Raw genomic sequence first — 22,331 nt, 5'->3', positions numbered from 1 at the left:
TGCCGGCCGCTGCTATTTGCCGTAGCGGCGCAGCAGCTCCACCAGCACCGCGGCCTCGTCCGCCCGCTGCTGCGGGTCTTCGGCGCCCACCACGTGTTCCTGCAGGTGCTCGTGCAGCAGCTCCATCAGCAGGCTGTGGGCGGCACCGCGCACGGCGGCAACCTGCACCAGCACGTTCGCACAGTCGCCGGCCTCACCCTCCGGCCTGTCCAGCGCCTGCTCCAACGCCGCCACCTGGCCGCCGATGCGGCGCACCCGGGTCAGCAGCTGCTTTCGATGCTTGTGTACATGAGCCATGGCGGGATCATATACCCTATGGGGGTATCCACTCCACCCTCTGACCCCATGCATCTGGACGCCCTCGCCGCCGCCCGTCGCCACGAACACCGTTTCGACGACGGCAACCCGCTGGCCGAACGCAACACCCGCCGCGCCCTGTGGCTCACCGTCTGCATGATGCTGGTGGAGATCGTCGGCGGATGGTGGTTCAACTCCATGGCCGTGCTCGCCGACGGCTGGCACATGAGCTCGCATGCGCTGGCGCTGGGCCTTTCGGTGTTCGCCTATCGCTGCGCGCGCCACTACGCGCACGACCCGCGCTTCGCCTTCGGCACCTGGAAGATCGAGATCCTGGCCGGCTATACCAGCGCCATCGCCCTGCTCGGCGTCGCCGCGCTGATGGCCGTGCAATCACTGGAGCGGCTGTGGGCACCGGCACCGATCCACTACAACGAAGCCATCGCCATCGCTGCGGTCGGGCTGGGCGTGAACCTGCTGTGTGCCTGGTGGCTGCACGACAGCCCGGGCCACGCGCATCACCACCACAGGCATGAGCATGGCCATCACCATGGGCATGACCACGATCACCACGATCACCACGATCACCACGATCAGAGTCACGCACACGGCCACGACCTCAACCTGCGCTCGGCGTATGTGCACGTGCTGGCCGACGCTGCCACCTCGGTGCTGGCCATCGTCGCCCTGCTCGGCGGCAAGCTGCTGGGCCTGACCTGGCTGGACCCGGTGATGGGCCTGGTCGGCGCCGTGCTGGTGACGGTCTGGGCGATCGGCCTGCTGCGCGACAGCGGCCGCATCCTGCTCGACGCGCAGATGGACGCACCGGTGGTGGCCGAAGTGCGCGAAGTGATCGAGCAGGGCCCGTGGCCGGCACGCCTGGCCGACCTGCACGTCTGGCAGGTCGGCCGCGGCAAGTACGCGGTCAGCGCCAGCGTGGTCACCAGCGACGCCAGCCTCGATGCCGATACCGTGCGCAACGCGCTGGCCATCCACGAAGAGCTGGTGCACGTGACGGTGGAGATCCATCGCAGCGCATGACCCGCGCCGGGTAGTGCCGGCCGCTGGCCGGCAACCCCATGAGCGCCGCACGCAACCTGCAGGTGCCGGCCAGCGGCCGGCACTACCGCTACAGCTTCAACATCATCCGCAGCAGATACATCAGCAGCGGCAGCGCGCTCAGCACTGCACCGCCAATGCCGATCCACGGCCAGCGCTCACCGCGCACGCGCGAGGCCACTGCCAAGCCGCCGCCCACCAGCGCCGCACCCAGCACGCCCACGCCCAGCCCTGCGGCCATGCCATTGCCACCCGCAGCGACGGCCGCCTGCGCCGCCACGGTGCCCGCGCCCCACCCCACTGCAATCCCCAGCCAACTGGCCACGCCGCACCACGGTGCCTTGCCCTGCGCCATCCGAAAACCCCTGTGCTCTTGCCGAATTTCTGTACGGGCCACGCCCGCGTGCTGCCTACACTAGCCGCACCTGCCCTGTAGGGACATCCCATGCGCACGCTTCGCCTGCTGCTGCCCGGTGCCCTCCTGCTGCTGACCGCCGCCTGCAGCGGTGACGCCGGGCTTCCCTTCTCCGTCGACCCGCTGCAGGGCTGCTTCGCCACCAGCGCGCGCAAACCCGCCGACTTCCGCATCGACAAGGAAGGTGGCCAGTACTTCGTCTCCTTCAGCCGTGGCGAGCAATGGCAGCGCGAGCCCAATGCCCTGCACAAGGCCAACCGCAGCGAGATCAGCCGCTACTTCCGTGATGATGCCGACCAGATCGACAGCGCGTTGATCCGCATGGCTGGCGGCTTCGGCATCTTCCACTTCAACAAGGGCGCCAAGTTGAAGGGCAAGGCCACCGACAGCGACTACATGGCGCTGATGCTGATCGGGGCCGGGCCGGTGTATGCGGTGAAGTGCCCGTAATCCGCAACGATTCTGATGGCTGCATGGACCGGCGTCGGCAGATCCTGTCTTCTTTGAGGATGGACGCGGATGCTGTTGTTCCTGCTGCTTGCGGTGAGCGCCCCGAAGACCCAGGGCGCCTATGACGAAGTCCGGGAACTGCCCGATGGCCAGATCCTGATAATGCGCACCCTGGACTGGGACCTCGGCGAAGGCACGAAGGAACGCGTCACCGTGCACTGGCTGCTGCAGGAGGACGGCAGCATGCGCTACGACTTCGCTCGGCAGCCACCGGAAACCCAGGAGGTCCACCGTCGGTCGTGCGCGCTGCAGGGCATGCGGCCGTCGCGTGGCGTCAACATGATTTCAGGAGAAGGCACCATGCACGGCTACAGCTGTACCAGCGGCAGCGTCGGGCCCACGCTCGACTCCGCCCTGCCCGCATCCACGCATGGCGTGGATCTACTGTGACATCGGCTTGGCGCTACAACAGCTGCGGTACCATGCCCTCCCCCGAACCGCCCCGGTACCCGCCGTGCCCCATTACACCGGCCCCCTGCTGACCCGCGACAGCGCCGACACCCTGCGCCGTGCCCATGACAAGGGCGCCGCCGAATGGCAGGGCTCGCTCGACCTCGGCCGCAGCGAAGAGGCGGTACAGCTGGATGCCGAGGGTTTCACCTTCCGCGGCCAGCACTATCCGTGGCCGGGCAAGCTGAAGGACCGCACGCTGTACTACTGGGATGGCGAGGCGTTCGAGCCGATCTCGCGCTACAGCGGCTCGCTGATCAAGCTGGTACCGACCGAGTGGGGCGCCCCCACCTTCGAGATCGACGGCATCAAGATGCTGCCGACCTCGAAGCTGTCGCCGTTCGAGGATGCGCGACGCAAGGTCGAGCTGGTCGCTCCCGCCGGCAAGGTCATTCTCGATACCTGCGGCGGCCTGGGCTACTTCGCCGCCTGCGCGCTGGAGGCCGGTGTCGGCCAGATCCGCTCGTTCGAGAAGAACGCCGATGTGATGTGGCTGCGCACGCTCAACCCGTGGTCGCCGGATCCAGACTCGGCTGCCGCCGGTGGCCGCCTGCAGTTGAGCCACGGCGACGTCTCGCAGCAGATCGAACAGGTTGCCAGCAACAGCGTCGATGCGATCCTGCACGACCCGCCGCGCTTCGGCATCGCCGGCGAGCTGTACTCACAGGTGTTCTACGACCACCTCGCCCGCGTGATCCGCAAGGGCGGTCGGCTGTTCCATTACACCGGTGCGCCGAACAAGCTGACCAGCGGCCGCGACGTCCCGCGTGAAGTGGCCAAGCGGCTGGAGAAGGCCGGCTTCAGGGCCGAACTGGCACTGGACGGCGTGCTGGCCGTCAAGCGCTGAGCTTCACTCCGAATCGACCTTGGCCAGTTTCATCACCCACGCCGGCACCTCGGGTTCGCCGGCGTAGAAGTCCTTCGGCTTTTTCTCCGCCATCGCCCAACGGTGCAGCCAGCTCGGGCCGTAGCGGCCGTTGTAGCCTTCGGCACCGCGTGCGTAGGCCGGGTCACGCATCGCCTCGTCCAGTGAAATGAAGCGATAGCCGCGGCGCTTGGTAGCCGCCACCAGTTCGGCGAACGTGGCCGCGTTGAGCTCATTGGCATGCATCAGCCACACCTGCGGCAGCGCGTACCCCAACAGCGCCTGCGACTGCTTCTCGTAGTAATCCAGCTTGTTCAGCATGTACGGCACGTAGCCTTTGCGCAGCTGCGCCAGCGTCGCTTCGCGCGCAGGCGAGTCCGCCTGCTCGTTCATCACGTTGGCATAGGCGAACGCCCACACCCACTCGCCGTTGTCCACCGTCACCGGCGCCACGCGGTAGCCATGCTGCTTGAAGAACGCATCCATCTGCGCACGCTCTTCCGGTGTGCGCCCGGCGCGCAGGTAGGGATGGCGCATCCACTGCGGCGCCTGCCCCTTCTCGGCCAGCAGCGGCCGCAGCACCGTCTCGCCGCGCAGGAAATCCTGCTGGAACGCCGGCACGCCCTTGGCATTCAGATCCATATGCGAGTACGTGTGGTTGCCCAGCCCATAGCCTGCATCCCGCCAGTCGCGCAGCATCTGCACCCGCGCCGGCTGCACCTGGCCGTCCACTTCAAGCTTGTTCTCGTTGACGAAGCCGACCACCGGCACGCCCGCCTGCTGCAGCTGGGCCATCAACGCCGCATGCCGCGCCTGCAGGTCCGGCGGTGTGATCTGGTCCAGCCGTGCCCATGGCAGGTCATCGATGGTCACCGCAATACGGCGGTCCACCTCGGCGGCATGCACCGCCAGCGAACACAGCAACAGCGGCAACGCACGCAGCAACGAGCGCATCGGGTCTTCCCTGGAGTGGCGAGGCGTCGACTGTAGCGCGATTGCCGGGCGCCGCCGAGCGTGTGCTCAGCCCGCGATGTACTGCGGCGGCACGTGCGTGGTCAGCCACACGCCATTGGCCGAACGGTGGAACACATGGCCATCGGCATGCATGCGCCCGGCATTCACGCTGAGGATGACCGGCGCACCGCGGCGTGCGCCCACCTGCTGCGCGGTCTGGCGGTCCAGCGACAGGTGCACGTGCTGGCGCTCGCCAGGCCGCAGGCCCTGCTCACGGATGGCACCGACGAAGCGAGCCACCGTGCCGTGGTACAGCCATGCCGGCGGCTGCAGCGCCTCCAGCCCCAGATCCACCTGGATCGAATGCCCCTGACTGGCGCGGATGCGCAGACCGTCGTCGCTCAGCGCGAAGCGCTGCTTGTCATTGGTCTCAACCACCGCCTGCAGGGTGTGCCGGTCCAGCGCCACGCCATGGTCGGCCATCCGCTGCAGCAGATCATCGACATCGGCCCAGCCCTGCGCATCCAGCTGCAGGCCGATCTTCTCCGGTTCGTGGCGCAACACCAGGCTCATGAACTTGCTGGCGTGCTTGTGTGAAGTATCCGTACTCATCGGCATAGGCTGCCGCAGATCACCGCCGGATGCCAGTTACGCCCCTGCCGATCGTGCCGCCCGGGCCCGCGCGATCGCACGCCAAAGGGCAACCCCGCCGGCCATCGCGGCCAACAGCAGCACCGTCAGCACCAGCGCCAGATCATCCGGATTGCGCAGCAACGGCGCGTTCTCGCGCGTCAGGATGTGGAATACCACGCGCTGCGCCTGCTCCAGCGGTACATCGCCCTCCGAAGCCAGCTCCACCAGGCACGCCGTGGGTGACAGCCGCGCCACGCTGCTCCACGCATTCTCGTACAGATGCAGCACCCATCCGGCCAGGCCCAGTGCGCCGCCGTGCAGCAGCATAAGCGCCACGTTCGCCGTGCGCAGCCGATCGCGCAGCCATAGCGCTCGGCTTGCACATACCGCCATGGCCCCCACCAGCGCCAGCACCACGCCCACCCATGGAATCCAGCTCAGCGGTTGCCAGTCATCCAACGCGCCCGCGCGCGCCATCACCTGCTCGGCAACCTGCAATCGCGCCTGGGCGTCCGGGCCCCCACAGGCCACCGTCACCGGCTCCAGCAACAGCTCCACACGGTAATGGAAGAAGCCGGCGGCCAGCACCACCGACAGCAGCGCGACCCACTGAAGCATCAACAATATCGGCCCCTGCCCACAGATACGACGAATTCGGGACGTGGCAGGGCTCATCGGTTCATCCATGACAGCAAAGAGCCATCCTAACCAAGCGCTCCGTGCGTGTCGGCTGGCGGATGCGACACGCACCACCCAGCACCGTTACGATGGCGCGGTTGCTTGAATCCGAAATTTCCCTGGTATTCCCGATGGTGATGCTGTATCTGGCCGTGCGAACGTTGCTGCCACTGCTGGCGTTCGTGCTCGCGTGGTGGTTGCTCTCGCGCCTGATCAATGCGCGCGTCGCCCGGCTGCCACGCGTCCCGTTGAACCTGCCGGAGCACAGCAGCAGCCCCCGCAGGAAGGATCGCCGCATCTACGCACGCAAGCTGCGCCGCAAGCCAAGCCTGCGCACGGCCACCCGCGCCGCCACCGCGCCCCGCGGCTGGCACATCGCAGCAGCTGTCTTCTCGCTGATGGTGCTGATCGCCACCGTGCTGGCCCTCCCCGATGGCGCACGCTTCCAAGTGATGGTGGGCAACCTCGTCGGCTACCCCGGTGCGCTCATCGAAGTGCGGGTTCCCGTGGCCGCACAGCCCGTCGTGCTGCAGGCATGGCAACCCGCACTCGCGCAGCTGGGGCGGCCCACGGCGATGCGCTACCCGATCGGTCGCACCGGCGGCGAGCATGAAGCCCATGCGGTCGTGCCCGTACAGGTGCGGCAGCAGGGTGATCGCATGCAGGTGGCCATCGCACTGCCGGTAGACAGCGAAATGCTGCGCGCGGAGCTGGCACGGCTTGCAGGAATGCCGGTCGAGGCGATCAACGTGCAGCAGCGCGACGTAGCGCCATGGCGGGAGTCCGGCTGGCAGCCACTGCCCGGTCTGTAGCGTCGAGCCATGCTCGACACAATGAGAATCACGCCCCGCGCGGCAGCTTCGCCGCCCACATGTTGTCCACCAGGTTCGGATAGCGCCGCCCGTTCTCCTCCGCACGCTGCCGCGCGGCTGCCTTCTGTGCATCCGACAACGGCTGCGACACCTGCCCCTTCGGCTTGGGCTTCTTCCACGTTGGTGTCTTCGGCTCGCGCATCGCCGCAGCTTATCGCTTCAGGAAGTTCAGCAGCGCAAGATTGAAGTGATCCGCGTGACTGGTGTTGCAGCCATGCGGCGCGCCTTCCAGGATCACCACCTCGCTGCCCGGAATCGCCTCATGGGTACGCTGGCCGGAGCCCTCGAACGGCACGATGGCATCGCTGTCACCGTGCAGGATCAAGGTCGGCACCGTGATCTTCTTCAGGTCATCGCGGAAATCGGTGGTGGCAAACGCCTTCATGCAGCCCAGCGCCGCCGCCTGGTCGGATTGATGACACAACGCGATCGCTGCCTGACGCGTCTCTTCGGTCACCATCAGCTGCCCGTTGGCGCTGAAGAAGTCATGGGTGAACCCATCGAAGAACGCCTCGCGGTCCTTCTCCAGCCCACTGCGCATTTCATCGGCCTTCTCCTGCGTCAGCGGGCCGTCCGGGTTGTCGGCGCTGCGCAGCAGGTAGGGCGGCACCGCCGCGGCGAACACCACACTGTGCAGGCGCTCCTGGCCGTGGTTGGCCACGTAGTGCGCCACCTCGCCGCCGCCCATCGAGAAACCGACCAGGGTGACGTCGCGCAGGTCACGTTCCTCGATCAACCCCGCCAGGTCCGCCGCCAGCGTGTCGTAGTCATAGCCTTCGGCCGGCTTGTCAGAGCGACCAAAGCCGCGCCGGTCGTAACTGATCACCCGGTGCTGGGCATCGCGCAGGATCGACACCTGCGGTTTCCAGGCATCGGCGGACAACGGCCAACCGTGGATCAGGATCACCGGGCGGCCGTCGCCACCACTGTCTTCAACATGCAGGCGGATGCGGAAAGCAGGCATGGGAGCTCCTGTGGAAGGGGAGGATTGCAGGCTAGCGGCCACGGCCTATGGCAGCCGTGAGGGAATCGCGCCCGCCCGTGACATCGCCTGCACACGCGTCCGTACAGCGCCGCACCGGCATTCCCGGCCTTCGCACCGCGCCTTCCCGGTTTCGTCGCAGCGCCGTACCGCCGTGGTCACCGGCATGCCAGCCTGCGCACATCACTCCCGGGAGTTTCGCCATGTTGCTGCTCACCCTGCCCCTGCTGGCCGCCGGCCTTGCTGCCGCACCGTCGCCCGCCGATGACCTGCGCGAACAGATCCGCCAGGCTGATACACAGCTCTTTGCTGTGGCCTTCGAGGCCTGCGACGCCGAGAAGGCCGCCGCGATGACCACCGAAGACATGGAGTTCTTCCATGACAAGGACGGCAAGTCGGCCAGCAACCGCGAGGACTTCCGCCGCAGCGTGGCCAGCATGTGCGACAACGCGCGCAAGGGCGGCTGGCACCTGCGCCGCGAGCTCGTGGAATCTTCGCTGCAGGTGTTCCCGCTGCACGACGAGCGGGCGCTGGAAATCGGCAACCACCGCTTCCACGAACGCGGCAAGGACGGCCTGGAGCGCTGGGTCGGCCAGGCCCGCTTCATCCAAATCTGGCGCCGCGTGGACGGGCACTGGCTGGCCGAGCGGGTGATCAGCTACGACCACCACGCAGCGGACTGACCCATCGGGCGTGCTTCACGGGCCGGATCTATACTGGCGGGGTCCACCACGACCCACCGCAACCGTCCGATCGCCATGGCAGAGATCACCCCCAACCATTCCGAGTACGGCCTCAACCAGCAGATCCGCCAGGGCGTGGCCGCCCTGGACGCCCAGCATGGCCGTCCGTTCGACCAGACCAGCGAGCGCCTGACCGCCAGCCTGACCGTGCTCGCCCGCGAGCAGGGCCTGCAGCAGGTCGACCATGTGCTGGTCAGCAATGCGACGGCTCAGCACCCGGCCGGGCACAACGTCTTCGTGGTGCAGGGCGACCCGGCCAATCCGGCGCACCTGCGCGCGATGATGCCGACGGCTCTGGCGGTACAGACGCCGGTGGAGCAGTCGCTGCAGAAGCTGGGGCTGGGTGTACAGCCGCCGGCGCAGGCCGAGCAGCAGACGCTGGATGCACAGGCGCAGGACCAGCAGCAGAATCCCGTGCATCGCCTGGGGTGAATGCCACCAGGCGTCGATGCCAGCGACGCCTGTGGAAAACCCTGTATCAGCCCATTCGCGGCTGGGCGTGCTGCGTCTGCTGCTGCAGCTGATCGTCCTGCGCAACGCGGCTGGCCTCGCGGCCCTGATGCTGCACGCTGGCGAGCTGGTACACCTCTTCAACCGTGCCCTGCTGGGTATCGGCCAGCGAAAGGCGCTGGCGGTTCGCCGCCGGATCCGGTGATGCAGTCTCGCCCGTGCGCTGCAGAAAGACATAGCCCGGCGAATCCGCCGCACCGCCACTGCTGAAGGCCACCTGCAAGGCATCCCGTTCGGTGTAGCCACCCTGCACCGCCAAGCGCGTCAGGTGGCCCGCCAGCAGTTCGGGCTGCTGTCCCGGCGGCAGCCCCTGCCGATCGGCGGCCTCACCCAGCGCCGCACGCACGCGCTGGTCCAGCGGATGCAACGCGTCACCCGGCACACGTGCGTCGTTGGCCAACCGCTCACCGCTGCGCTCACCCATGTCGTCGGTCTCGCTCAGCAGGTGCTGCTTCCACGTGCGATCGGGCATCGGGTTGGTTTTCGTACGGTTGAGCTCGCTGTCGGGGAACGGTGGATCGATGCTGTCGACGCCGTGGATGTTGCGCAGCGGACGATAAGCGTCTTTGCCTTCGCCCTTCATGCCCAGGGGAATGCGCACATCCGGAAGAAGCTGCGCGGCAGGACCGACCAGCCCGTTCACGTCGATACTTCTTTTCCGCTCGATGCCGGCGTGGTTCAGTGCTTCCCAGGTGAAGTCCACGCAGTTGTGGCGCACGTCCTTGTATTGCAGATCGAAGCCGTACTTGTCCGGGTGCGCGCCGAACGCCTCAAGCTTTTTGTACTGTTGCTCGCTGATCTCGAGCGTGCGGCTGTAATGGGGGTTCCTGTACTCGGCCGCATCGGTCTTCATGACCTCGCCCGGCCCGTTCATGCTTCCATGCTCGGAAGGCGCGAAGCCGAAACTCCGCGTGGTCTTATCCGGCCCACGCAGCACGTAGAACATGTGCCCGGGCCCGGATGTCTGCGGAACCCCGTCCACAACTTTCTGTACACCTCTCTCGTCCACCAACGGCGTACCAGGTGCGGCAATGACGATTTCTACGGTGTAGCGCGGCTTGTCCATAAGAAGAATCCTTCAGTTCCTTCAAGCGGTGGGATGGCGACTATTTTCCAGAGAGTGGGTCGGCATGAACCCGCAGCTGTGCCGGGTAATGCTGGAGCGCGGCGGTGGGCTGCACCGTGCGCACATCCAGGCGGTAGCGGGCACCCGTTTCCAGCGGCAGCGTGACGATGCTCAACCTGTATCGGTTGGCGTCCATTGATACCTGCTGCGCGTAGCGCCAGTCTGCCGATGCATGCCATTCGGGGAGCGGCTCACCCAGATTGCGCGCCCTTGCCTGATGGACATCAGAGGTTGCAACGTCCTGCCAGGCACCTGCTACCCAGCGCTGCAGGGACAGCTGGAAGGGAACATGAACACTGTCCATGTCTGGCTCACTGCCGGGCCCGGGTCCATGTCGCTGCACTTCAAGATCCAGCACATAGGGTCGACCCGGATAGAAGTTGCGGGCATTCGTCTCGAACTCGAACCGCACCGCCTGGCCGGGTTCGGCCACGTCGATCGGCTTGACCAGATCCAGCGGCTCCGGCGCGTCCGGTACGCGACTGCTGCAGGCGCCGAGTGCGCTCGCCAGCGTGAAGAACAGGCCGGCACGCAGCCAGCGATGGATACCCAGCATGATTCAGACCCTTTGGCTCCCTGCCATGAAGTTTCTACCCTAGCGAGCGATCAAGGATGCCGCAACCAAGCGATTGATTACTTTCCGGCGGGACGGGCGACATGGATCCGCAAATGGGCCGAGTAATCCTGCAGTGCCTCGGTCCTTTGCACCGTACGCACGTCCACGCGGTAGCGGGAGTTAATTTCCAGTGGCAGAGCAACCAGGCTCAGCGTGTACTGGCCGTCACTGCCCATGTGCGGCGACGTATACCGCCATTCGCTGGAGGCATGCCATTCCGGAAGCTGCTCACCTGCATTGAGCACCCCGGCTTGATAGCTGTCGTAGGTGGGCACATCCTTCCAGGCATCAGCGCCCCATTGCTGCAGGGTCACATCGAACGGGACCCTCATCGTGCCCACGTCAGGCTCGTCCGGCCTTGGCGTCGCTTGGCGCTGCAACTCCAGCTCCAGCGCATACGTGCGACCCGGCTGGAAGTTGCGGGCATTCATCTCGAACTCGAACCGCACCACCTGGCCGGGTTCGGCCACATCGATCGGCTTGACCAGATCCAGCGGCTCCGGCGCATCCGGTATGCGGCTGTTGCAGGCGCCGAGTGCGCCCGCCAGCGTGAAGATCAGGCCGGCGCGCAGCCAGCGGTGGATACCCAGCATGATTCAGACCCTTTGGCTCCCTGCCATCGGCTTCAACCCTAGCGAGCAGCCTCCGGCACTGCAACCGGGCAAGGAAAAAGGCAGGGTCTGCACCCTGCCTTCTTCACGCGGCACGTCGGCGGGCGGGGCCCGGCGTCAGCGCCTTACAGCTGGATGCGCGCCACGCTCTCGTCGGCGCCCTTGTCATCCTTCTCGCCGTTCTTGATGCTCACGAACAGCACGTTGTTCTTCGCATCCAGCGCCAGGCTGTTCGGGTGGGTCGGCACCCTGTAGGTCGCCACCTTCTGGTAGCTGTCACTGTTGTAGGCCGTCACCGTACCGGCCTCGCGGTTGGTCACGTACAGGCGCTTGCGCGGTGCATCCAGCAGGATGCCCAGCGGGCCGGCATCGGTCGGGATGCTGGCCAGTTCCTTGCCAGTGCTGCGGTCGAGCACCAGCACGCGCTGGCCCGGGTGCTTGCTGACCAGGCCGCTGCTCTTGGCCTGGTAGCCACGCAGGAATTCCGAGCCCTGATCGGTCACGAACAGGCGCTTGCCGGCCGGATCCAGCGCGATGTTCATCGGCTGCTCGGCGGCGATCTTGTGCTGCGCCACCACCTTGTTTGAATCGGTGCCCACCACCACCAGGTCCGCCAGCAGGTTGCTGGTGTAGACGCGCTTGTTGGCCGCATCCAGCGCCAGGCCCGGTGCCTTGGCATTGCCCAGGCCGTCGATGGTGTTGATCACCTTCAGCGTGGTGGTATCGATCACGAACAGCACGCTGCTCACGTCCGGCTGGCTGCTGTGGCCGGTCACGTACAGGCGGTTGGCCGCGCTGTCGACCACCAGCTCGCGCAGGTCGTGGGTGTAGGCGGCCTTGCCGTCCTTGCCGGTCTTCTTCTCCATCAGCTGGATGGTGCCGACGGCCTTGTTCTGCGCGGTGTCGACCACGGTCACCGACAGGTCCACGGTGTTGCCCACGTACAGGCGGTTGTGGGCGTCATCCAGCACCACGCCGAAGGCTTTGCGCTCCAGCGGAATGCGGGTTTCCACGGCCAGCGTGGCCGGGTTCAGGCGCAGCACCTGGGCCGGGCCGGCGTCATCGCCGAAGCCGCCGGAGGAGGCCACGAACACGGCGTTCTGCTTCGGGCTGTAGGCCAGCTCGTACAGGCCCTTGGCCACCGCCTGGCGCTGCACCGCGGTGGTGGCGCTGGCAGCAGGTGCGTTGTCGGCGAATGCGGAGGGCGCGCCGAGGCTGAGCGAAACGGCAACGGCCAGGGCGGCCGAGCGGAAGAGAGGATTACGGAACATGCGAGCGTCCTTGAATGGGCACGGGAAGGTGTCCTGGCTCGCTGGGCCGTACTGCGACGGCCCGCCCCGCATCTGTCTGCGCGGGGTGGGCTGGCTGGGGTTGCGGGGGAATGGTAGCAGGTGGGGGGCGTGGCGTGCGTCTGCCCGCGTATGGCAGACGCGCGACCTTGGTGCTGCCCGCCGGCTATGTCATCCGTGGGCCGTAGCTCTGCTGAAGCTGCTGCTCCTCCTGCAGGTGCTGCATATCGCGCTGCGACGGGTCCTGCTGCAACTGCGCGACCCGCTCGAACGAGGCCTCCACCGGGGCCTGCGCCGCAAGCTCCGCCGGCATGCTGGCGCGCTGGTGTGCCGGGTCACTGCGGTCACCCTGCACGATGAACAGCTTCGGCGCAGTATCGCCACGCTGCTCACCCAGTACCACTTCGTCCACGCGCGAGAACTGCTGCTCCTTCGACAGCGCAAGCAGGCTGGCACTGACATTGCCGTTGCGTGCACCAAAGGCGCCGAGGTCGGCCACCTGCTGGTGGATCTGGTTGAGGCGGGCATGATCGTCGTGCGCCGGGTCTGCGGGCGTGCCGCTTGCCGCGAGGGTGCTGTTGCCGCGCCACTGCTCGCCGTTCTCGGTGAACATCCACTCGCGGAAGGTCTGCTTCGGCATCGGGTTCCACTGCACCTTGTCCAGTTCGCTGCCCTTCACCTGCTGCGGAATGGCGCTGACCGCGCGGATGTTGTCCAGGACCCTGGTAGCGCCCTCGTAGTTGCTGATCTCCCCGGCCAGCCCGACCGGGCGCAGGCCTGCGTGGTTCAGGGCACCCCATGCGAAATCGGTGCAGGCGTTGGAGAAGAAGTCGTAGTTCATGTCGAAACCGTGCTTCTTCGGGTCCGCCGAGAATTCCAGGATGCGGTCGTACTGCTCCTTGCCGATCTCGATCGTGCGCTCGAAGCGGGGCTTGTCGTAGACCGACACGTCCATGTCATCGACTTTGCCCCTGTTCGGATCGTCCTTGGTGCCTGCGTGGGTGAAACCGATGCTCTCCGGCAAGGGTTCACCCGAACGGCGCAGCGACAGGAACATGTGCCCCGCGAACGAAGGCTCCAGCAGAAACCTGTTTCCCTCAGCATCACGGCCGTAGCGCGGCGTACCGGGGGCCGCCAGATGGATGGTTACGCTGTAGCGCTCGGCATCGTCCTTGTGCATGTCTACTTTCCTAGTGATTGATAACCAACGATCAGTTCTGCTTTCATGCCTTCCAGCTGGGGCCGATCCTCCACAAGTTCCACCAGCAGAAGATAGCGCCCGGGTGTAATGCCTCCGACCTGCGCCAACTGCAACGTGCGATAGAGCACGTCTTCGGAGTACAACCCGGCCTCGGCCAAGCTGTTGATGTCCACACTCCCCGTCGTCAGGTCTGTGACCACGCCATCATCCGCGATCTTCTGCGAGTCGCGTCCATCGCGAGTACGCTGCCAGAGCTGCACAGGACCAGATGCACCGCCATCAATACGCTCCAGGCGCAGCCGCGCTGGCAAACGCCCGAGAGTGATCTTCTCCGAAGCATCCAGCAGCCGTCGCGCGTCGGTATCCTGCAGCCGCAACCCGATGTTCAGAATCGGAATGGCCGGCTTCTGAGGTGCCGGCAAATCAAACGTGACCTCGGCAATCCGCCCGGCCTTCTGCAACTGCACGGCCCGCGTGAACGGCACAACCGTGCGCGCCTCGGCCTGTGCGCGCGTCAGCAGGGGCGGCGCAACCTCAGGCGCTGGTGACGCACGGCATGCCGCCAGCGCACCCAGCACCGCCAGTACCACCAGCCCCCGCCGCAGTGACCGCGTCATTGTTCCTTCAGCCGCAGCGAATCGGCCACATCGGTCTTGGCCGCCACCTCGGTGGCGATGCTGGCGCGGCGGTGCCCCGGATCGTTGCGGTCACCCTGCACGATGAAGATGCTCTCGGCGGCATGGCTGTTCCTGGTGGGCTGGCTGAGCAGCACGTGGTCCACGCGCGAGAGATTGTTCTGCTTGGCCAGCACCAGCAGGCTGGCACTGATGCGCTGGCTGGCCGCATCGAACGGGCGGCCATGCGCTGCATCCAGCTCGGCCACTTTCTGGATCAGCTGCGAGAACAGGCGATGGTCGGGATGCGAAGGGTCCAGCAGCGTGCCGGCCACTTCAATCGGCGTCGGCGGCGGCTCATCGCTGGCACGGTCGCCCTGGCGATGGTGTTCGGCCTCGCGCTCGGGCATCGCGTGATGGGTTTCGGCATTCAGGTCGCTGCCCGGGAACGGCGCGGCAATGCACTGGATTTCCGGCAGGTTGAACAGCACCGCGAACTCGCCCAGGTTGCTGCCGCCGTCCAGCGGCGCCGGCAGCGGATGCAGGCCGGCGTAGTGCAGCGCCGCCCAGACGAAGTCGCTGCAACGGTTGATGGTGGCCGGGCGATCCACATCGAATTCGAACTCGGCCGGTTCCTCGGCGAAATCACGCAGGCAGCCGTAGTGCTCCTCGGTGATTTCCAGGGTGCGGCTGTAATACGGGTCCAGATGCTCGTCGGCATCGTCGTGGCGCACCTGCGCGTACTGCACGCCGGACCGGGTTTCTCCCGGCGCCTGGCGCGGCGGTGCGAAGCCGTAGCTGTGGGCCTCGTCGCCCGCGGCCACCTGCAGGTACATGTGGCCGCGCGGCGAGATGCCTCCACTTTTCAGCGGGGTGCCGGGGGCGGCCAGATAAAGCGTTGCCGTGTAGCGTGTTGCCTGCTCCATGCCTGTTCAGCCTTGATGGGTGCTGCGGTCCTGGCTGGATGATGGCATAGGTGGGATGGGCGGCAGGTGGAGGAAGAGAGGGCGCCGATCGCGACTTGCTGAATTTGTGAGCCAGCATGCAGTACCAGTGCCCAGAAAGCTCGCGGGCGGCGGCACTAGCCCATTTGCATGCCGCCGGACGTCTGGGCCGCCGCCTCGCGCTGCTGCGTTTCCTGACGGGTCTGCTCAGTCACTCGCGTGTCGATCTGCTGACTGCGGGCCAGCCCCTCCTCAAGGCTTTGCTGAGGCTGGTTCAGATCCACCATGGCCCTGAAGCCAGGCGTCGTGCCCATCACGAAGATCTTCTCTTCCTGCAGCACCACATCGCGCAGCTGTTGCGGCTGGTGAATGCCGTTCTCCCGCGCAGCAACCATCGCTGACATCACCTGCGCATCGCTCACCTTCTCAGGTAAGTCTGATCGCATGCGGTCAAACAGCTGCTGCGATTCCGGCGATAGTGCAGCTACCCGCTCGTGCGGCGACCGTTCGCCCTCCACCTCGGTCAACAGCTTCTGCAACGTGGTTTGCTTCTTGGGAAGGGGGTTCTCGTGCGTCGAATTGAGCTTGCTATCGGGGAACGGCTTGGGAATGCTCTTCAACGCATCGATGTTCGGAAGCACCTTCATCGTCCCCTCGAAGCTGGGATCGGGCTTCTCGAGCTTGGGCCGCAGACCGGCCTGACCAAGGCCTGTCCACACGTAATCGACGCAGCTGTTCGACAAGCCGTTGTAATAGAGATTGAAACGGTCCTGATCGCGATTGACGCTCGCCTCGCCATACGCCTTCAGTTTGTCGTACTGATCCTTGGTGATCTCGAGCGTGTAGGAGAACCGAGGGTTCTGATAGGTCTCGAATTCCCCCTTCACCACGTGCCCAGGCCCGGTGATCCCCGTTTTTATCGGCGAAAACCCATATCCGTCTTTCTTGTCACCATCGGCAACCATGAAGTAGGCATGGCCCGCCGAAGATGAGTGGGTCGTGCCATCCTTGCCTGCAACAGGTGTCCCCGGAGCAGCGAGGTAGACCGTGACGGTGTAGGGCCCCTTCTTGCTTTCCTGAGGTGCGGCTGCACTATTCGATTGACTGTCCATAGTCCTATTTCACGTTGTAGTTGGCGACGAGAAGCTCGATGTTGAGATGTGCAACTTCTGGGTTGCCCTGAAGGTTGGTCACCTTCAGCCGGTACTTCCCGGCCGTCAGATCCCCCGAATCAGCACGGGCCACCTCGTATTCCCTGTAGGCCAGGGACATGTCGTACTTTCCTGCGTTGACCAGACTGTTCGAATCCGCGCCGATGGCGCTCCTGTATTCGTACACATCGCCCTTGGCCGGTTGATATCGGCTACCCTGCCAGACAGGAGGCAGATCGCGATTCAATACCTGTAGTGCGATGGGCGTTTCGGTTTCGCCCTCCAGCTTCCACAGCTGCACCTTCAGGGGAATCCGGGCGTCCTCAAGGAAGGCGACATCTCCCGGCTTCATGTCCGGGCGCTTGGCAGGCCCGCCGGTACGGAATCCAATCAGGAATGTGCGAGGTTTGGGATCCCTCTCCCAAGGCGGCGGCAGTTCAAAACGCGCCTCTACCGTCGCACCTGCATGGGCCAGGTCCATCGGCTTGGCAACGGGGAAACCATCGCCATACATCTGGGGTGCCTGGGTGCTACAGCCCCCCATAAGCAGGGGCAGCAGTACCATCCATGGCCTCAGTAGCTGTCGCATCCGTTCCTCACATTCTGGCACTCTCGTGTCGGCAGTTTATACACCGCACCGGCCGGCAGGACCTGAACTGGCTTCACATTGCCCCATGGCGGAATGGGGATTCCTGCCGATGAACATTGCGCGGGCCAGTTCTGGTGTTAGCAGGCACGCGATGGTGCAGGCACTATTCCTGCAGTCAGGAGGATGACCATGACCACGATAGACACCGCATGGCTGGAAGCCTTCGACAAGGAGCTCCTCCACATGTTCGCCATCGACCATGGCGACGCCGGCATGGATGAGTACCTGCTGGGCTGCTACGCAGACCTCACGCCGCGCGAGGCGGCGCTCGCCTTCGGCAGTGACTACGACCTGGAGCGCGACGATGCGCTGTGGCCACGGCCCGGCATGGCGCTGCAAAGTTAAGTTGCGTCGCAATCAGCACGCTTCGGATCTCAGACCTGCCGGCGGACTGTCGCTTTTGAGACCCTGACCCTCTGCAAACCGTGCTTTTCAATGCGCATTCGAGCGGTAACTTAACACCGGCCGAAACCACTGCACCGCAAGGGTTCTGCCACGCGTGAGCCATGCAACAATGCCGTAAGCGTCAGCATTTGCGGCCTCTGCGGCCTGCGTTTTCTTGGCATCTCGCAACCATGCGAGTACACCTTGGCGTGCCACCGGAAAAGGGTGGCGCGGGACTCGAAAACCCGTCTCTGTACCAGATGTATGCGCTTGCCGGCCGGCGTCACCTTTTGTGTGGCGCCGGCTGGCAATCCGTTCGCGTTCCATGGCGGGCGGTGCGTGGGGATCTTCGGATCCGCCGGTCTGGTACATACCGGTTTTCGAGCCCGCACCGTCCGCCACCTTTATCGGTGGCGCTGCTATCTGTCCTGTACGGAGCATTGCCATGAACACATCGGACTTCCGTTCACTGCACGCGCAGTACGATCCGGACAACGCCGAACCCGAGCGCGAACCTTCCGTCGATCCCAACGCCTTCGTCGCCACGCTGCGGCGCATTGGAACCGGTGCAGCTGCGGACGGCCAGCCTTGGCCGGAGCGGCATCAACTGCCTGGGCGCTGCCTTCAGTTGGCGGATGCGGATTGCGCGCTGGCCGGGCTGCGTGTGGTGGCGGAGCTGATGCTGGCTGCGGAGCGGACTAGGCAGAATGGTGCGCCTGAGGAGTATCTAGGGGATCGGATGATGGAAGGGCTGAAGATGGCGTGCGTGGCGTTGACTGCGCAGGCTATTGAGCGGCTGCAGGTGCGGGAGTAGCGCGCACTTCGCTACGCACATCGAATGCAATGTGCGGATCGTATGCACGGTCCGAAGCATTCGCCGCTGTCTGAGCCCTCTAGCCTCCAACACTGGCCTCACTATGCCGAGCCGGACTTTGCTTGCCCTGACGGCGGCAGCACTACTGGGATTGATCATTGGCGGGGCGTACGCGCCAGCCACCACAATGAGTCTTGAGAACTACCCAAGACTCACCGAGTCGGAGTTTGCCCTGTTTCGGGCCGACGCCGAGAGCTTTGCCGAAGCGTTGTCTTGCCAAGGCGTCACCATCGGAGAGCATGATTCCAGTAGACGCTTCTTTGATATGAGCGTACGTGGCGATGCTATTTTGTTCGTGGACAACTCTGGGCCAAGTCTTCTGATAGCCACCATGTCTACGGTCGCAGGCGATGCAATAGGGCTACAGCGCTGGAAAGATGGATGGGGCTCACCAGAGAGACGCAGGAGGAACTTGAGCGCGCCTGAGAACAGCTGCCCTAGGCCTGCCTCCCATTAGCCCCCATCTGCACCCTGCCCTAGCAGCCAAACGCGTCAATCGATGACACAAGGAACCTGGTTCTGGCTAGAATCCTGGGCACTTAGCTTCTGGGACAGGGATCTAGGATGGAACTCCCATTCGAGGTGGGCGCGCTCTACAACCGTCAAAAGCAGATCCATGGCGTATTTGGCGGGCAACAGCAAGGCGGCATTTCGACACCCAAAGAGCATCCGCTAGTCATCGCGTTCACTGGCGAGGCCGGCGTGTCTCACGGCTACCATGACTTTTGGGACGACGACGAAGTCTTTCATTACTTCGGCGAGGGTCAAGTCGGAGACATGAAGTACGTGGCGGGCAACCGAGCGATCGGCGAGCACGTCAAAGATGGCAAGACGCTCGTAGTGTTTCAGATGATGGGCAAAGGGCGGCCCTACCGGTACCTTGGTAAGTTCATGTGCCAGTCCTCCTACGTTCAACCTGGCATGCCAGATCGAGAGGGGCAGCCAAGGTCTGCGATCGTGTTCCGCTTGAGATCATTGGAAACCTCACTGGGCCTCGCGGCAAGTGAGACCGACCAAGCTGAGATAGATGCTATCGATGATGCCGGCGCGACCAGCGCAAGACGCGAAACCGAAGTGCGGACGAAGCAACGCCTATTCCGTGAGCGCCTGATCGGCATTGAGAAGGGCTGTCGACTGACCGGCATTGAGGACCTGAGATTCCTTCGCGCGAGCCATATCAAGCCGTGGGCAAATAGTACTGATGGCGAGCGCGTCGATGGTGAGAATGGCCTACTACTGGCTCCGCATGCGGACCTTCTGTTTGATCGCGGCTGGATTAGCTTTTCGTCGAGCGGCGGCCTACTCGTTTCAAACTACCTGCCTGCTGATGTTCGGGCTCTCCTCGGTCTGAATTTGAGTCCAGGTGTAGAATGTGGCGCCTTCTCCGAGAAGCAGCTCGATTTTCTGGAGTTCCATCGAGACATCGTCTTTAGCAAGCTGGCGCGTTACTGAGATCTCAACGGCACTGAGTCGAGTTGTTAATCAAGGACAGTGTATATCGCCGCTTCGTCAGTTGGCGGACCGCATGATCGCAGTGCAGGCATTGCAGGAACCCGCATTTAACTATTAGCTAAACTGGGGAGGCCCTACCCGGTGCACGCACCGTTCCCGCCCTTGGCTCCCGATATCGTACTTCTCCAAGACTTCAAAGGGATCACGGCGTGGTAGAGCCAACTTTGGCCGACTGCGCCGACACCGGGATCCGCCTGCACAAACTATTGGTGAGTTCTGATTTGGCTAGACGTGCGGGGCGCCTACGCCCGCATGTTCGCAGACCAGAAACTACTGATGGAGCAACCCTGATTCCCATGGCATTGGCCACGGTGAACGTCTTTGCCGCGGGACGGCGATAAATTCCACACAATAAAATTAACCGGACGCATCATTCTGCATCTCCATATATAACATTATATTCCGCGTCCATCATTAATTCAAAAACAATAATCGCATCAATATCCGACGCAAAACCGCCGGAGTGACTATAAAATTAATAGCAATTTACAAAGAAGACGAACATAGATACATCTAAACTAAAACAAACATCAAACCCCACACTCCTTCATGAACTTTCGGAATGACCTTGAGTATCTAGCAACCACTTCTGGCGAAACCGCCTTGCATATAGCGATTGCATCCGCCCGCTTGTCGTACCCATTCTCCATTCCATTCCTAAGGATCGCAATTGCATTTAGCCGGTCCGCGCCGGACGCCTTTACCCGATCGATCATGCGCCCGAAATTTCCTTTTCTTCCGTACGCCTTAGCAACCGCTTCAAGATCTGCGACCAGCCAGTTCTCAAATGCCCGATCTTTGAGAACCACCTTAACGTTAGGGTACCCCTTTTTCTGAAACTCCAAGGACAGTTTCGCAGAGAATTCGCCCGGACACTCTCGATTCTCCTCCCGATCAAGAATGACTATGGTTCTTTCTGCGCCTCGACTATTGAGGATCGTTATCCTTGACTCAGCGGCCTTCACAATTTGAGACAGAGGCGCATACGGCTGCATGTCGGCGTAAACCGGCTTCAATGGTACAAATGTATTTCCCTTCATTTTCGCAAGGAGGTGCTCAAGAGCGACGGCCTCGGCGCTACCATCAGAAATTATTCCAGTCTTCATAGAGGCGATGGCACCGCTTCTGAAACATACCCGGACTCTAGATAGTCGAAAAGTCGGTATTTTCCCTCACTCCAGTCATCCATGAGAGCCTCATCAAATTCAACAAGTGGCCGTATATTAGTCTCTCCCGCATACTTAAATATCACCCAGACGTCCCCGGGGGAAATCATATTAAGGACAGTCGGGGAGTGCGACGTCACCATCACAAGCTTGTCGCGAGACAGGGCTTTCAAGTGGTCAATAATTTCTTTAATGATCCATGGATGGAGGGAATTTTCCGGCTCTTCCACAACAATTGCTGTATTTCGCGGATCAAAGCAAGCTACAAGCATAGAAAGCGCCCGTATGGTTCCGTCTGAAACTTCCTCGGCGGTCCAGGCCCGACCGATTCCTTTTTCGGAGAAGAAGAGCCCCAGAGTTCTAGTATGGAGATAGCTAACGCTAATTTCCGATATCTCTGGAACGATGTTCCTCATCGCCTGCATTACCAACTTCCATTCCCTAGGCTTCTTTCTCTGAAGCCAATCGACAACGGCCGGGAGATTCTCCCCCCTCGCGGACAAATGCGGATTTGGGGTAGGCACACCGGAATGCCTAGAAATTTCGGGGGATATCTGGAATATGCCAATATTTCGCATCCAGGATGTAAATCGCCCTATTACCCGCGACCTAAAGAACGGCATTACAAATAGAAGCTCAGAAGGCGGAATATTAAATTCCCCACCAAGATCCGATGACCAGAATTTTGAATCAATCAGCATAGCCTGAGCAACCGCAGAATCGAGGTCACCCTTGACGGCTATCTTACCGCTTTCATTTCGCTCAATTCTAACCCATTGGTATCTACTGCCATCCTGAAACTCACCAGACCCTATGACCTCAAGATGCTCAGATATTATTCGAAAGTCACTGCGTATACCCTCTCCCGTCGCCCTAAATTCAAAGCTATGCCGAAACACCCATGACATATCCCTGTCGCCAGGTGAGATTCCAAATTGACTTGAATACTGTGCCAGCTTGAATTCGTCAGCCAACTCTATACTAAAGGATATCGCCGATCGGGACCGCCTTTCCTTTCTATGAGCTATGTTTTCGTAGCCCCCTTTTCTCGCAACTGCATGCTCTAAGCCATCGGCATATGCCAGCGAAAGAAATTCAAAGGCATCTGCGAAATTTGACTTCCCTGAACTATTTCTCCCGATAAGCACAGAGAAATCGCCCGGCGCAAAATTCACTTGGCGCAGCGATTTGTAATTTTGAATTGCTATATTTACTAACTGCATACC

Annotated in this window: 28 protein-coding genes; 10 read left to right on the top strand and 18 right to left on the bottom strand. The window is 63.1% G+C overall.

The window, feature by feature from the left end:
- Window positions 1-12: 12 nt before the first annotated feature.
- Entirely contained in the window at window positions 13-297 is a 285-nt protein-coding gene (locus B9Y82_RS00465; RefSeq protein WP_014035800.1) for a metal-sensing transcriptional repressor, read from the bottom strand.
- 48 nt (window positions 298-345) lie between these two features.
- On the opposite strand from B9Y82_RS00465, the gene dmeF reads away from it, so the two are divergent.
- Complete coding sequence (gene dmeF / locus B9Y82_RS00460; protein WP_100471113.1) at window positions 346-1,338, top strand: CDF family Co(II)/Ni(II) efflux transporter DmeF; 993 nt, start codon at window positions 346-348, stop codon at window positions 1,336-1,338.
- 88 nt (window positions 1,339-1,426) lie between these two features.
- Here dmeF and B9Y82_RS00455 read toward each other — a convergent pair whose 3' ends face one another.
- Complete coding sequence (locus B9Y82_RS00455; RefSeq protein ID WP_005415073.1) at window positions 1,427-1,711, bottom strand: hypothetical protein; 285 nt, start codon at window positions 1,709-1,711, stop codon at window positions 1,427-1,429.
- Between the two features lie 90 nt (window positions 1,712-1,801).
- Here B9Y82_RS00455 and B9Y82_RS00450 point away from each other — a divergent pair, with 90 nt between their 5' ends.
- From B9Y82_RS00450 to B9Y82_RS00440, 3 genes are all read left to right on the top strand, one after another.
- The gene (locus tag B9Y82_RS00450; protein ID WP_100471112.1) at window positions 1,802-2,221 is read left to right on the top strand and encodes a hypothetical protein; all 420 of its coding nucleotides are present in this window, start codon (window positions 1,802-1,804) and stop codon (window positions 2,219-2,221) included.
- Window positions 2,222-2,290: 69 nt separating this feature from the next.
- Window positions 2,291-2,671, top strand: a complete 381-nt coding sequence (locus tag B9Y82_RS00445) for a hypothetical protein (protein WP_100471111.1) — start codon at window positions 2,291-2,293, stop codon at window positions 2,669-2,671.
- Window positions 2,652-3,578 (top strand): class I SAM-dependent methyltransferase, encoded by a 927-nt coding sequence (locus B9Y82_RS00440; RefSeq protein ID WP_428993167.1) that lies wholly within the window; start codon window positions 2,652-2,654, stop codon window positions 3,576-3,578. Before B9Y82_RS00445 ends, B9Y82_RS00440 begins: the two co-directional genes overlap by 20 nt.
- A gap of 3 nt (window positions 3,579-3,581) precedes the next feature.
- Here B9Y82_RS00440 and B9Y82_RS00435 read toward each other — a convergent pair whose 3' ends face one another.
- The 3 genes from B9Y82_RS00435 to B9Y82_RS00425 form a co-directional block, all read right to left on the bottom strand.
- Window positions 3,582-4,550, bottom strand: coding sequence for a polysaccharide deacetylase family protein (locus B9Y82_RS00435; protein ID WP_100471109.1), 969 nt, complete (start codon window positions 4,548-4,550; stop codon window positions 3,582-3,584).
- A gap of 66 nt (window positions 4,551-4,616) precedes the next feature.
- A complete protein-coding gene (locus B9Y82_RS00430; protein ID WP_100471108.1) occupies window positions 4,617-5,162 on the bottom strand; it encodes an RNA 2'-phosphotransferase in 546 nt (181 codons plus the stop codon).
- A gap of 36 nt (window positions 5,163-5,198) precedes the next feature.
- Entirely contained in the window at window positions 5,199-5,870 is a 672-nt protein-coding gene (locus tag B9Y82_RS00425; RefSeq protein ID WP_428993166.1) for a hypothetical protein, read from the bottom strand.
- Between the two features lie 122 nt (window positions 5,871-5,992).
- On the opposite strand from B9Y82_RS00425, the gene B9Y82_RS00420 reads away from it, so the two are divergent.
- Window positions 5,993-6,673 carry a hypothetical protein gene (locus B9Y82_RS00420; RefSeq protein ID WP_100471107.1) on the top strand — a complete coding sequence of 227 codons (681 nt, stop codon included), beginning with the start codon at window positions 5,993-5,995 and terminating at the stop codon, window positions 6,671-6,673.
- 28 nt (window positions 6,674-6,701) lie between these two features.
- On the opposite strand, the gene B9Y82_RS20735 is transcribed toward B9Y82_RS00420, so the two are convergent.
- Window positions 6,702-6,875 (bottom strand): hypothetical protein, encoded by a 174-nt coding sequence (locus B9Y82_RS20735; protein WP_202908107.1) that lies wholly within the window; start codon window positions 6,873-6,875, stop codon window positions 6,702-6,704.
- Between the two features lie 9 nt (window positions 6,876-6,884).
- Window positions 6,885-7,697 carry an alpha/beta fold hydrolase gene (locus B9Y82_RS00415; RefSeq protein WP_100471106.1) on the bottom strand — a complete coding sequence of 271 codons (813 nt, stop codon included), beginning with the start codon at window positions 7,695-7,697 and terminating at the stop codon, window positions 6,885-6,887.
- Window positions 7,698-7,918: 221 nt separating this feature from the next.
- Between B9Y82_RS00415 and B9Y82_RS00410 the strand changes: the two genes are divergently transcribed.
- Together B9Y82_RS00410 and B9Y82_RS00405 are read left to right on the top strand one after the other, a co-directional pair.
- Window positions 7,919-8,398: a nuclear transport factor 2 family protein gene (locus B9Y82_RS00410; protein WP_100471105.1), complete on the top strand. Its 480-nt coding sequence runs from the start codon at window positions 7,919-7,921 to the stop codon at window positions 8,396-8,398.
- A 75-nt stretch (window positions 8,399-8,473) separates the two neighbouring features.
- Entirely contained in the window at window positions 8,474-8,890 is a 417-nt protein-coding gene (locus B9Y82_RS00405; RefSeq protein WP_100471104.1) for an XVIPCD domain-containing protein, read from the top strand.
- 46 nt (window positions 8,891-8,936) lie between these two features.
- Here the strand turns inward: B9Y82_RS00405 and B9Y82_RS00400 are convergent, their stop codons facing one another.
- The 9 genes from B9Y82_RS00400 to B9Y82_RS00360 all read right to left on the bottom strand — a co-directional run bounded on the left by B9Y82_RS00400 (window position 8,937) and on the right by B9Y82_RS00360 (window position 17,034).
- Window positions 8,937-10,034, bottom strand: a complete 1,098-nt coding sequence (locus B9Y82_RS00400) for a hypothetical protein (RefSeq protein ID WP_100471103.1) — start codon at window positions 10,032-10,034, stop codon at window positions 8,937-8,939.
- Window positions 10,035-10,074: 40 nt separating this feature from the next.
- The gene (locus tag B9Y82_RS00395) at window positions 10,075-10,650 is read right to left on the bottom strand and encodes a hypothetical protein (protein WP_100471102.1); all 576 of its coding nucleotides are present in this window, start codon (window positions 10,648-10,650) and stop codon (window positions 10,075-10,077) included.
- A gap of 77 nt (window positions 10,651-10,727) precedes the next feature.
- Complete coding sequence (locus B9Y82_RS00390; RefSeq protein WP_100471101.1) at window positions 10,728-11,303, bottom strand: hypothetical protein; 576 nt, start codon at window positions 11,301-11,303, stop codon at window positions 10,728-10,730.
- Between the two features lie 143 nt (window positions 11,304-11,446).
- Window positions 11,447-12,592 (bottom strand): YncE family protein, encoded by a 1,146-nt coding sequence (locus B9Y82_RS00385; protein ID WP_100471100.1) that lies wholly within the window; start codon window positions 12,590-12,592, stop codon window positions 11,447-11,449.
- A gap of 184 nt (window positions 12,593-12,776) precedes the next feature.
- A complete protein-coding gene (locus tag B9Y82_RS00380) occupies window positions 12,777-13,790 on the bottom strand; it encodes an XVIPCD domain-containing protein (protein ID WP_100471099.1) in 1,014 nt (337 codons plus the stop codon).
- A 2-nt stretch (window positions 13,791-13,792) separates the two neighbouring features.
- The gene (locus B9Y82_RS00375) at window positions 13,793-14,428 is read right to left on the bottom strand and encodes a hypothetical protein (protein ID WP_100471098.1); all 636 of its coding nucleotides are present in this window, start codon (window positions 14,426-14,428) and stop codon (window positions 13,793-13,795) included.
- Complete coding sequence (locus B9Y82_RS00370; RefSeq protein WP_100471097.1) at window positions 14,425-15,351, bottom strand: XVIPCD domain-containing protein; 927 nt, start codon at window positions 15,349-15,351, stop codon at window positions 14,425-14,427. Before B9Y82_RS00370 ends, B9Y82_RS00375 begins: the two co-directional genes overlap by 4 nt.
- A gap of 155 nt (window positions 15,352-15,506) precedes the next feature.
- A complete protein-coding gene (locus B9Y82_RS00365) occupies window positions 15,507-16,481 on the bottom strand; it encodes a lytic enzyme (protein ID WP_238381522.1) in 975 nt (324 codons plus the stop codon).
- Between the two features lie 4 nt (window positions 16,482-16,485).
- On the bottom strand, window positions 16,486-17,034 hold the full coding sequence (locus B9Y82_RS00360) for a hypothetical protein (RefSeq protein ID WP_238381521.1): 549 nt from the start codon (window positions 17,032-17,034) through the stop codon (window positions 16,486-16,488).
- A 264-nt stretch (window positions 17,035-17,298) separates the two neighbouring features.
- Here B9Y82_RS00360 and B9Y82_RS00355 point away from each other — a divergent pair, with 264 nt between their 5' ends.
- The 3 genes from B9Y82_RS00355 (at window position 17,299) to B9Y82_RS00345 (ending at window position 19,879) form a co-directional block, all read left to right on the top strand.
- On the top strand, window positions 17,299-17,514 hold the full coding sequence (locus B9Y82_RS00355; protein ID WP_202908106.1) for a hypothetical protein: 216 nt from the start codon (window positions 17,299-17,301) through the stop codon (window positions 17,512-17,514).
- Window positions 17,515-17,998: 484 nt separating this feature from the next.
- Window positions 17,999-18,367, top strand: coding sequence for a hypothetical protein (locus B9Y82_RS00350; RefSeq protein WP_100471094.1), 369 nt, complete (start codon window positions 17,999-18,001; stop codon window positions 18,365-18,367).
- 624 nt (window positions 18,368-18,991) lie between these two features.
- Window positions 18,992-19,879, top strand: a complete 888-nt coding sequence (locus B9Y82_RS00345; protein WP_100471093.1) for an HNH endonuclease — start codon at window positions 18,992-18,994, stop codon at window positions 19,877-19,879.
- Between the two features lie 590 nt (window positions 19,880-20,469).
- Here B9Y82_RS00345 and B9Y82_RS00340 read toward each other — a convergent pair.
- Together B9Y82_RS00340 and B9Y82_RS00335 are read right to left on the bottom strand one after the other, a co-directional pair.
- A complete protein-coding gene (locus B9Y82_RS00340) occupies window positions 20,470-21,045 on the bottom strand; it encodes a DUF4276 family protein (protein ID WP_100471092.1) in 576 nt (191 codons plus the stop codon).
- Complete coding sequence (locus tag B9Y82_RS00335) at window positions 21,042-22,328, bottom strand: AAA family ATPase (RefSeq protein ID WP_100471091.1); 1,287 nt, start codon at window positions 22,326-22,328, stop codon at window positions 21,042-21,044. The genes B9Y82_RS00340 and B9Y82_RS00335 overlap by 4 nt, the downstream gene beginning before the upstream one ends.
- Between the last annotated feature and the right edge of the window lie 3 nt (window positions 22,329-22,331).

Origin of the sequence: Stenotrophomonas maltophilia, assembly GCF_002799155.1 — a bacterium.
Taxonomy (GTDB): domain Bacteria; phylum Pseudomonadota; class Gammaproteobacteria; order Xanthomonadales; family Xanthomonadaceae; genus Stenotrophomonas; species Stenotrophomonas maltophilia_R.
The sequence above is the reverse complement of the archived record's forward strand: the minus strand, read 5'-3'. Positions and strand labels throughout refer to the sequence as shown.

Excerpts from the sequence above, each read along its gene's own strand:
- B9Y82_RS00440 (WP_428993167.1), top strand. The coding sequence starts at position 2,652 with ATGGCGTGGATCTACTGTGACATCGGCTTGGCGCTACAACAGCTGCGG.
- dmeF (WP_100471113.1), top strand. The coding sequence starts at position 346 with ATGCATCTGGACGCCCTCGCCGCCGCCCGTCGCCACGAACACCGTTTC.
- B9Y82_RS00455 (WP_005415073.1), bottom strand. The coding sequence starts at position 1,711 with ATGGCGCAGGGCAAGGCACCGTGGTGCGGCGTGGCCAGTTGGCTGGGG.
- B9Y82_RS00450 (WP_100471112.1), top strand. The coding sequence starts at position 1,802 with ATGCGCACGCTTCGCCTGCTGCTGCCCGGTGCCCTCCTGCTGCTGACC.
- B9Y82_RS20735 (WP_202908107.1), bottom strand. The coding sequence starts at position 6,875 with ATGCGCGAGCCGAAGACACCAACGTGGAAGAAGCCCAAGCCGAAGGGG.
- B9Y82_RS00395 (WP_100471102.1), bottom strand. The coding sequence starts at position 10,650 with ATGCTGGGTATCCATCGCTGGCTGCGTGCCGGCCTGTTCTTCACGCTG.
- B9Y82_RS00410 (WP_100471105.1), top strand. The coding sequence starts at position 7,919 with ATGTTGCTGCTCACCCTGCCCCTGCTGGCCGCCGGCCTTGCTGCCGCA.
- B9Y82_RS00445 (WP_100471111.1), top strand. The coding sequence starts at position 2,291 with ATGCTGTTGTTCCTGCTGCTTGCGGTGAGCGCCCCGAAGACCCAGGGC.
- B9Y82_RS00420 (WP_100471107.1), top strand. The coding sequence starts at position 5,993 with ATGGTGATGCTGTATCTGGCCGTGCGAACGTTGCTGCCACTGCTGGCG.
- B9Y82_RS00370 (WP_100471097.1), bottom strand. The coding sequence starts at position 15,351 with ATGGAGCAGGCAACACGCTACACGGCAACGCTTTATCTGGCCGCCCCC.
- B9Y82_RS00405 (WP_100471104.1), top strand. The coding sequence starts at position 8,474 with ATGGCAGAGATCACCCCCAACCATTCCGAGTACGGCCTCAACCAGCAG.
- B9Y82_RS00360 (WP_238381521.1), bottom strand. The coding sequence starts at position 17,034 with ATGTATGGCGATGGTTTCCCCGTTGCCAAGCCGATGGACCTGGCCCAT.
- B9Y82_RS00385 (WP_100471100.1), bottom strand. The coding sequence starts at position 12,592 with ATGTTCCGTAATCCTCTCTTCCGCTCGGCCGCCCTGGCCGTTGCCGTT.
- B9Y82_RS00430 (WP_100471108.1), bottom strand. The coding sequence starts at position 5,162 with ATGAGTACGGATACTTCACACAAGCACGCCAGCAAGTTCATGAGCCTG.
- B9Y82_RS00465 (WP_014035800.1), bottom strand. The coding sequence starts at position 297 with ATGGCTCATGTACACAAGCATCGAAAGCAGCTGCTGACCCGGGTGCGC.
- B9Y82_RS00350 (WP_100471094.1), top strand. The coding sequence starts at position 17,999 with ATGAACACATCGGACTTCCGTTCACTGCACGCGCAGTACGATCCGGAC.
- B9Y82_RS00425 (WP_428993166.1), bottom strand. The coding sequence starts at position 5,870 with ATGGATGAACCGATGAGCCCTGCCACGTCCCGAATTCGTCGTATCTGT.
- B9Y82_RS00400 (WP_100471103.1), bottom strand. The coding sequence starts at position 10,034 with ATGGACAAGCCGCGCTACACCGTAGAAATCGTCATTGCCGCACCTGGT.
- B9Y82_RS00345 (WP_100471093.1), top strand. The coding sequence starts at position 18,992 with ATGGAACTCCCATTCGAGGTGGGCGCGCTCTACAACCGTCAAAAGCAG.
- B9Y82_RS00390 (WP_100471101.1), bottom strand. The coding sequence starts at position 11,303 with ATGCTGGGTATCCACCGCTGGCTGCGCGCCGGCCTGATCTTCACGCTG.
- B9Y82_RS00380 (WP_100471099.1), bottom strand. The coding sequence starts at position 13,790 with ATGCACAAGGACGATGCCGAGCGCTACAGCGTAACCATCCATCTGGCG.
- B9Y82_RS00375 (WP_100471098.1), bottom strand. The coding sequence starts at position 14,428 with ATGACGCGGTCACTGCGGCGGGGGCTGGTGGTACTGGCGGTGCTGGGT.
- B9Y82_RS00355 (WP_202908106.1), top strand. The coding sequence starts at position 17,299 with ATGACCACGATAGACACCGCATGGCTGGAAGCCTTCGACAAGGAGCTC.
- B9Y82_RS00415 (WP_100471106.1), bottom strand. The coding sequence starts at position 7,697 with ATGCCTGCTTTCCGCATCCGCCTGCATGTTGAAGACAGTGGTGGCGAC.
- B9Y82_RS00435 (WP_100471109.1), bottom strand. The coding sequence starts at position 4,550 with ATGCGCTCGTTGCTGCGTGCGTTGCCGCTGTTGCTGTGTTCGCTGGCG.
- B9Y82_RS00365 (WP_238381522.1), bottom strand. The coding sequence starts at position 16,481 with ATGGACAGTCAATCGAATAGTGCAGCCGCACCTCAGGAAAGCAAGAAG.
- B9Y82_RS00335 (WP_100471091.1), bottom strand. The coding sequence starts at position 22,328 with ATGCAGTTAGTAAATATAGCAATTCAAAATTACAAATCGCTGCGCCAA.
- B9Y82_RS00340 (WP_100471092.1), bottom strand. The coding sequence starts at position 21,045 with ATGAAGACTGGAATAATTTCTGATGGTAGCGCCGAGGCCGTCGCTCTT.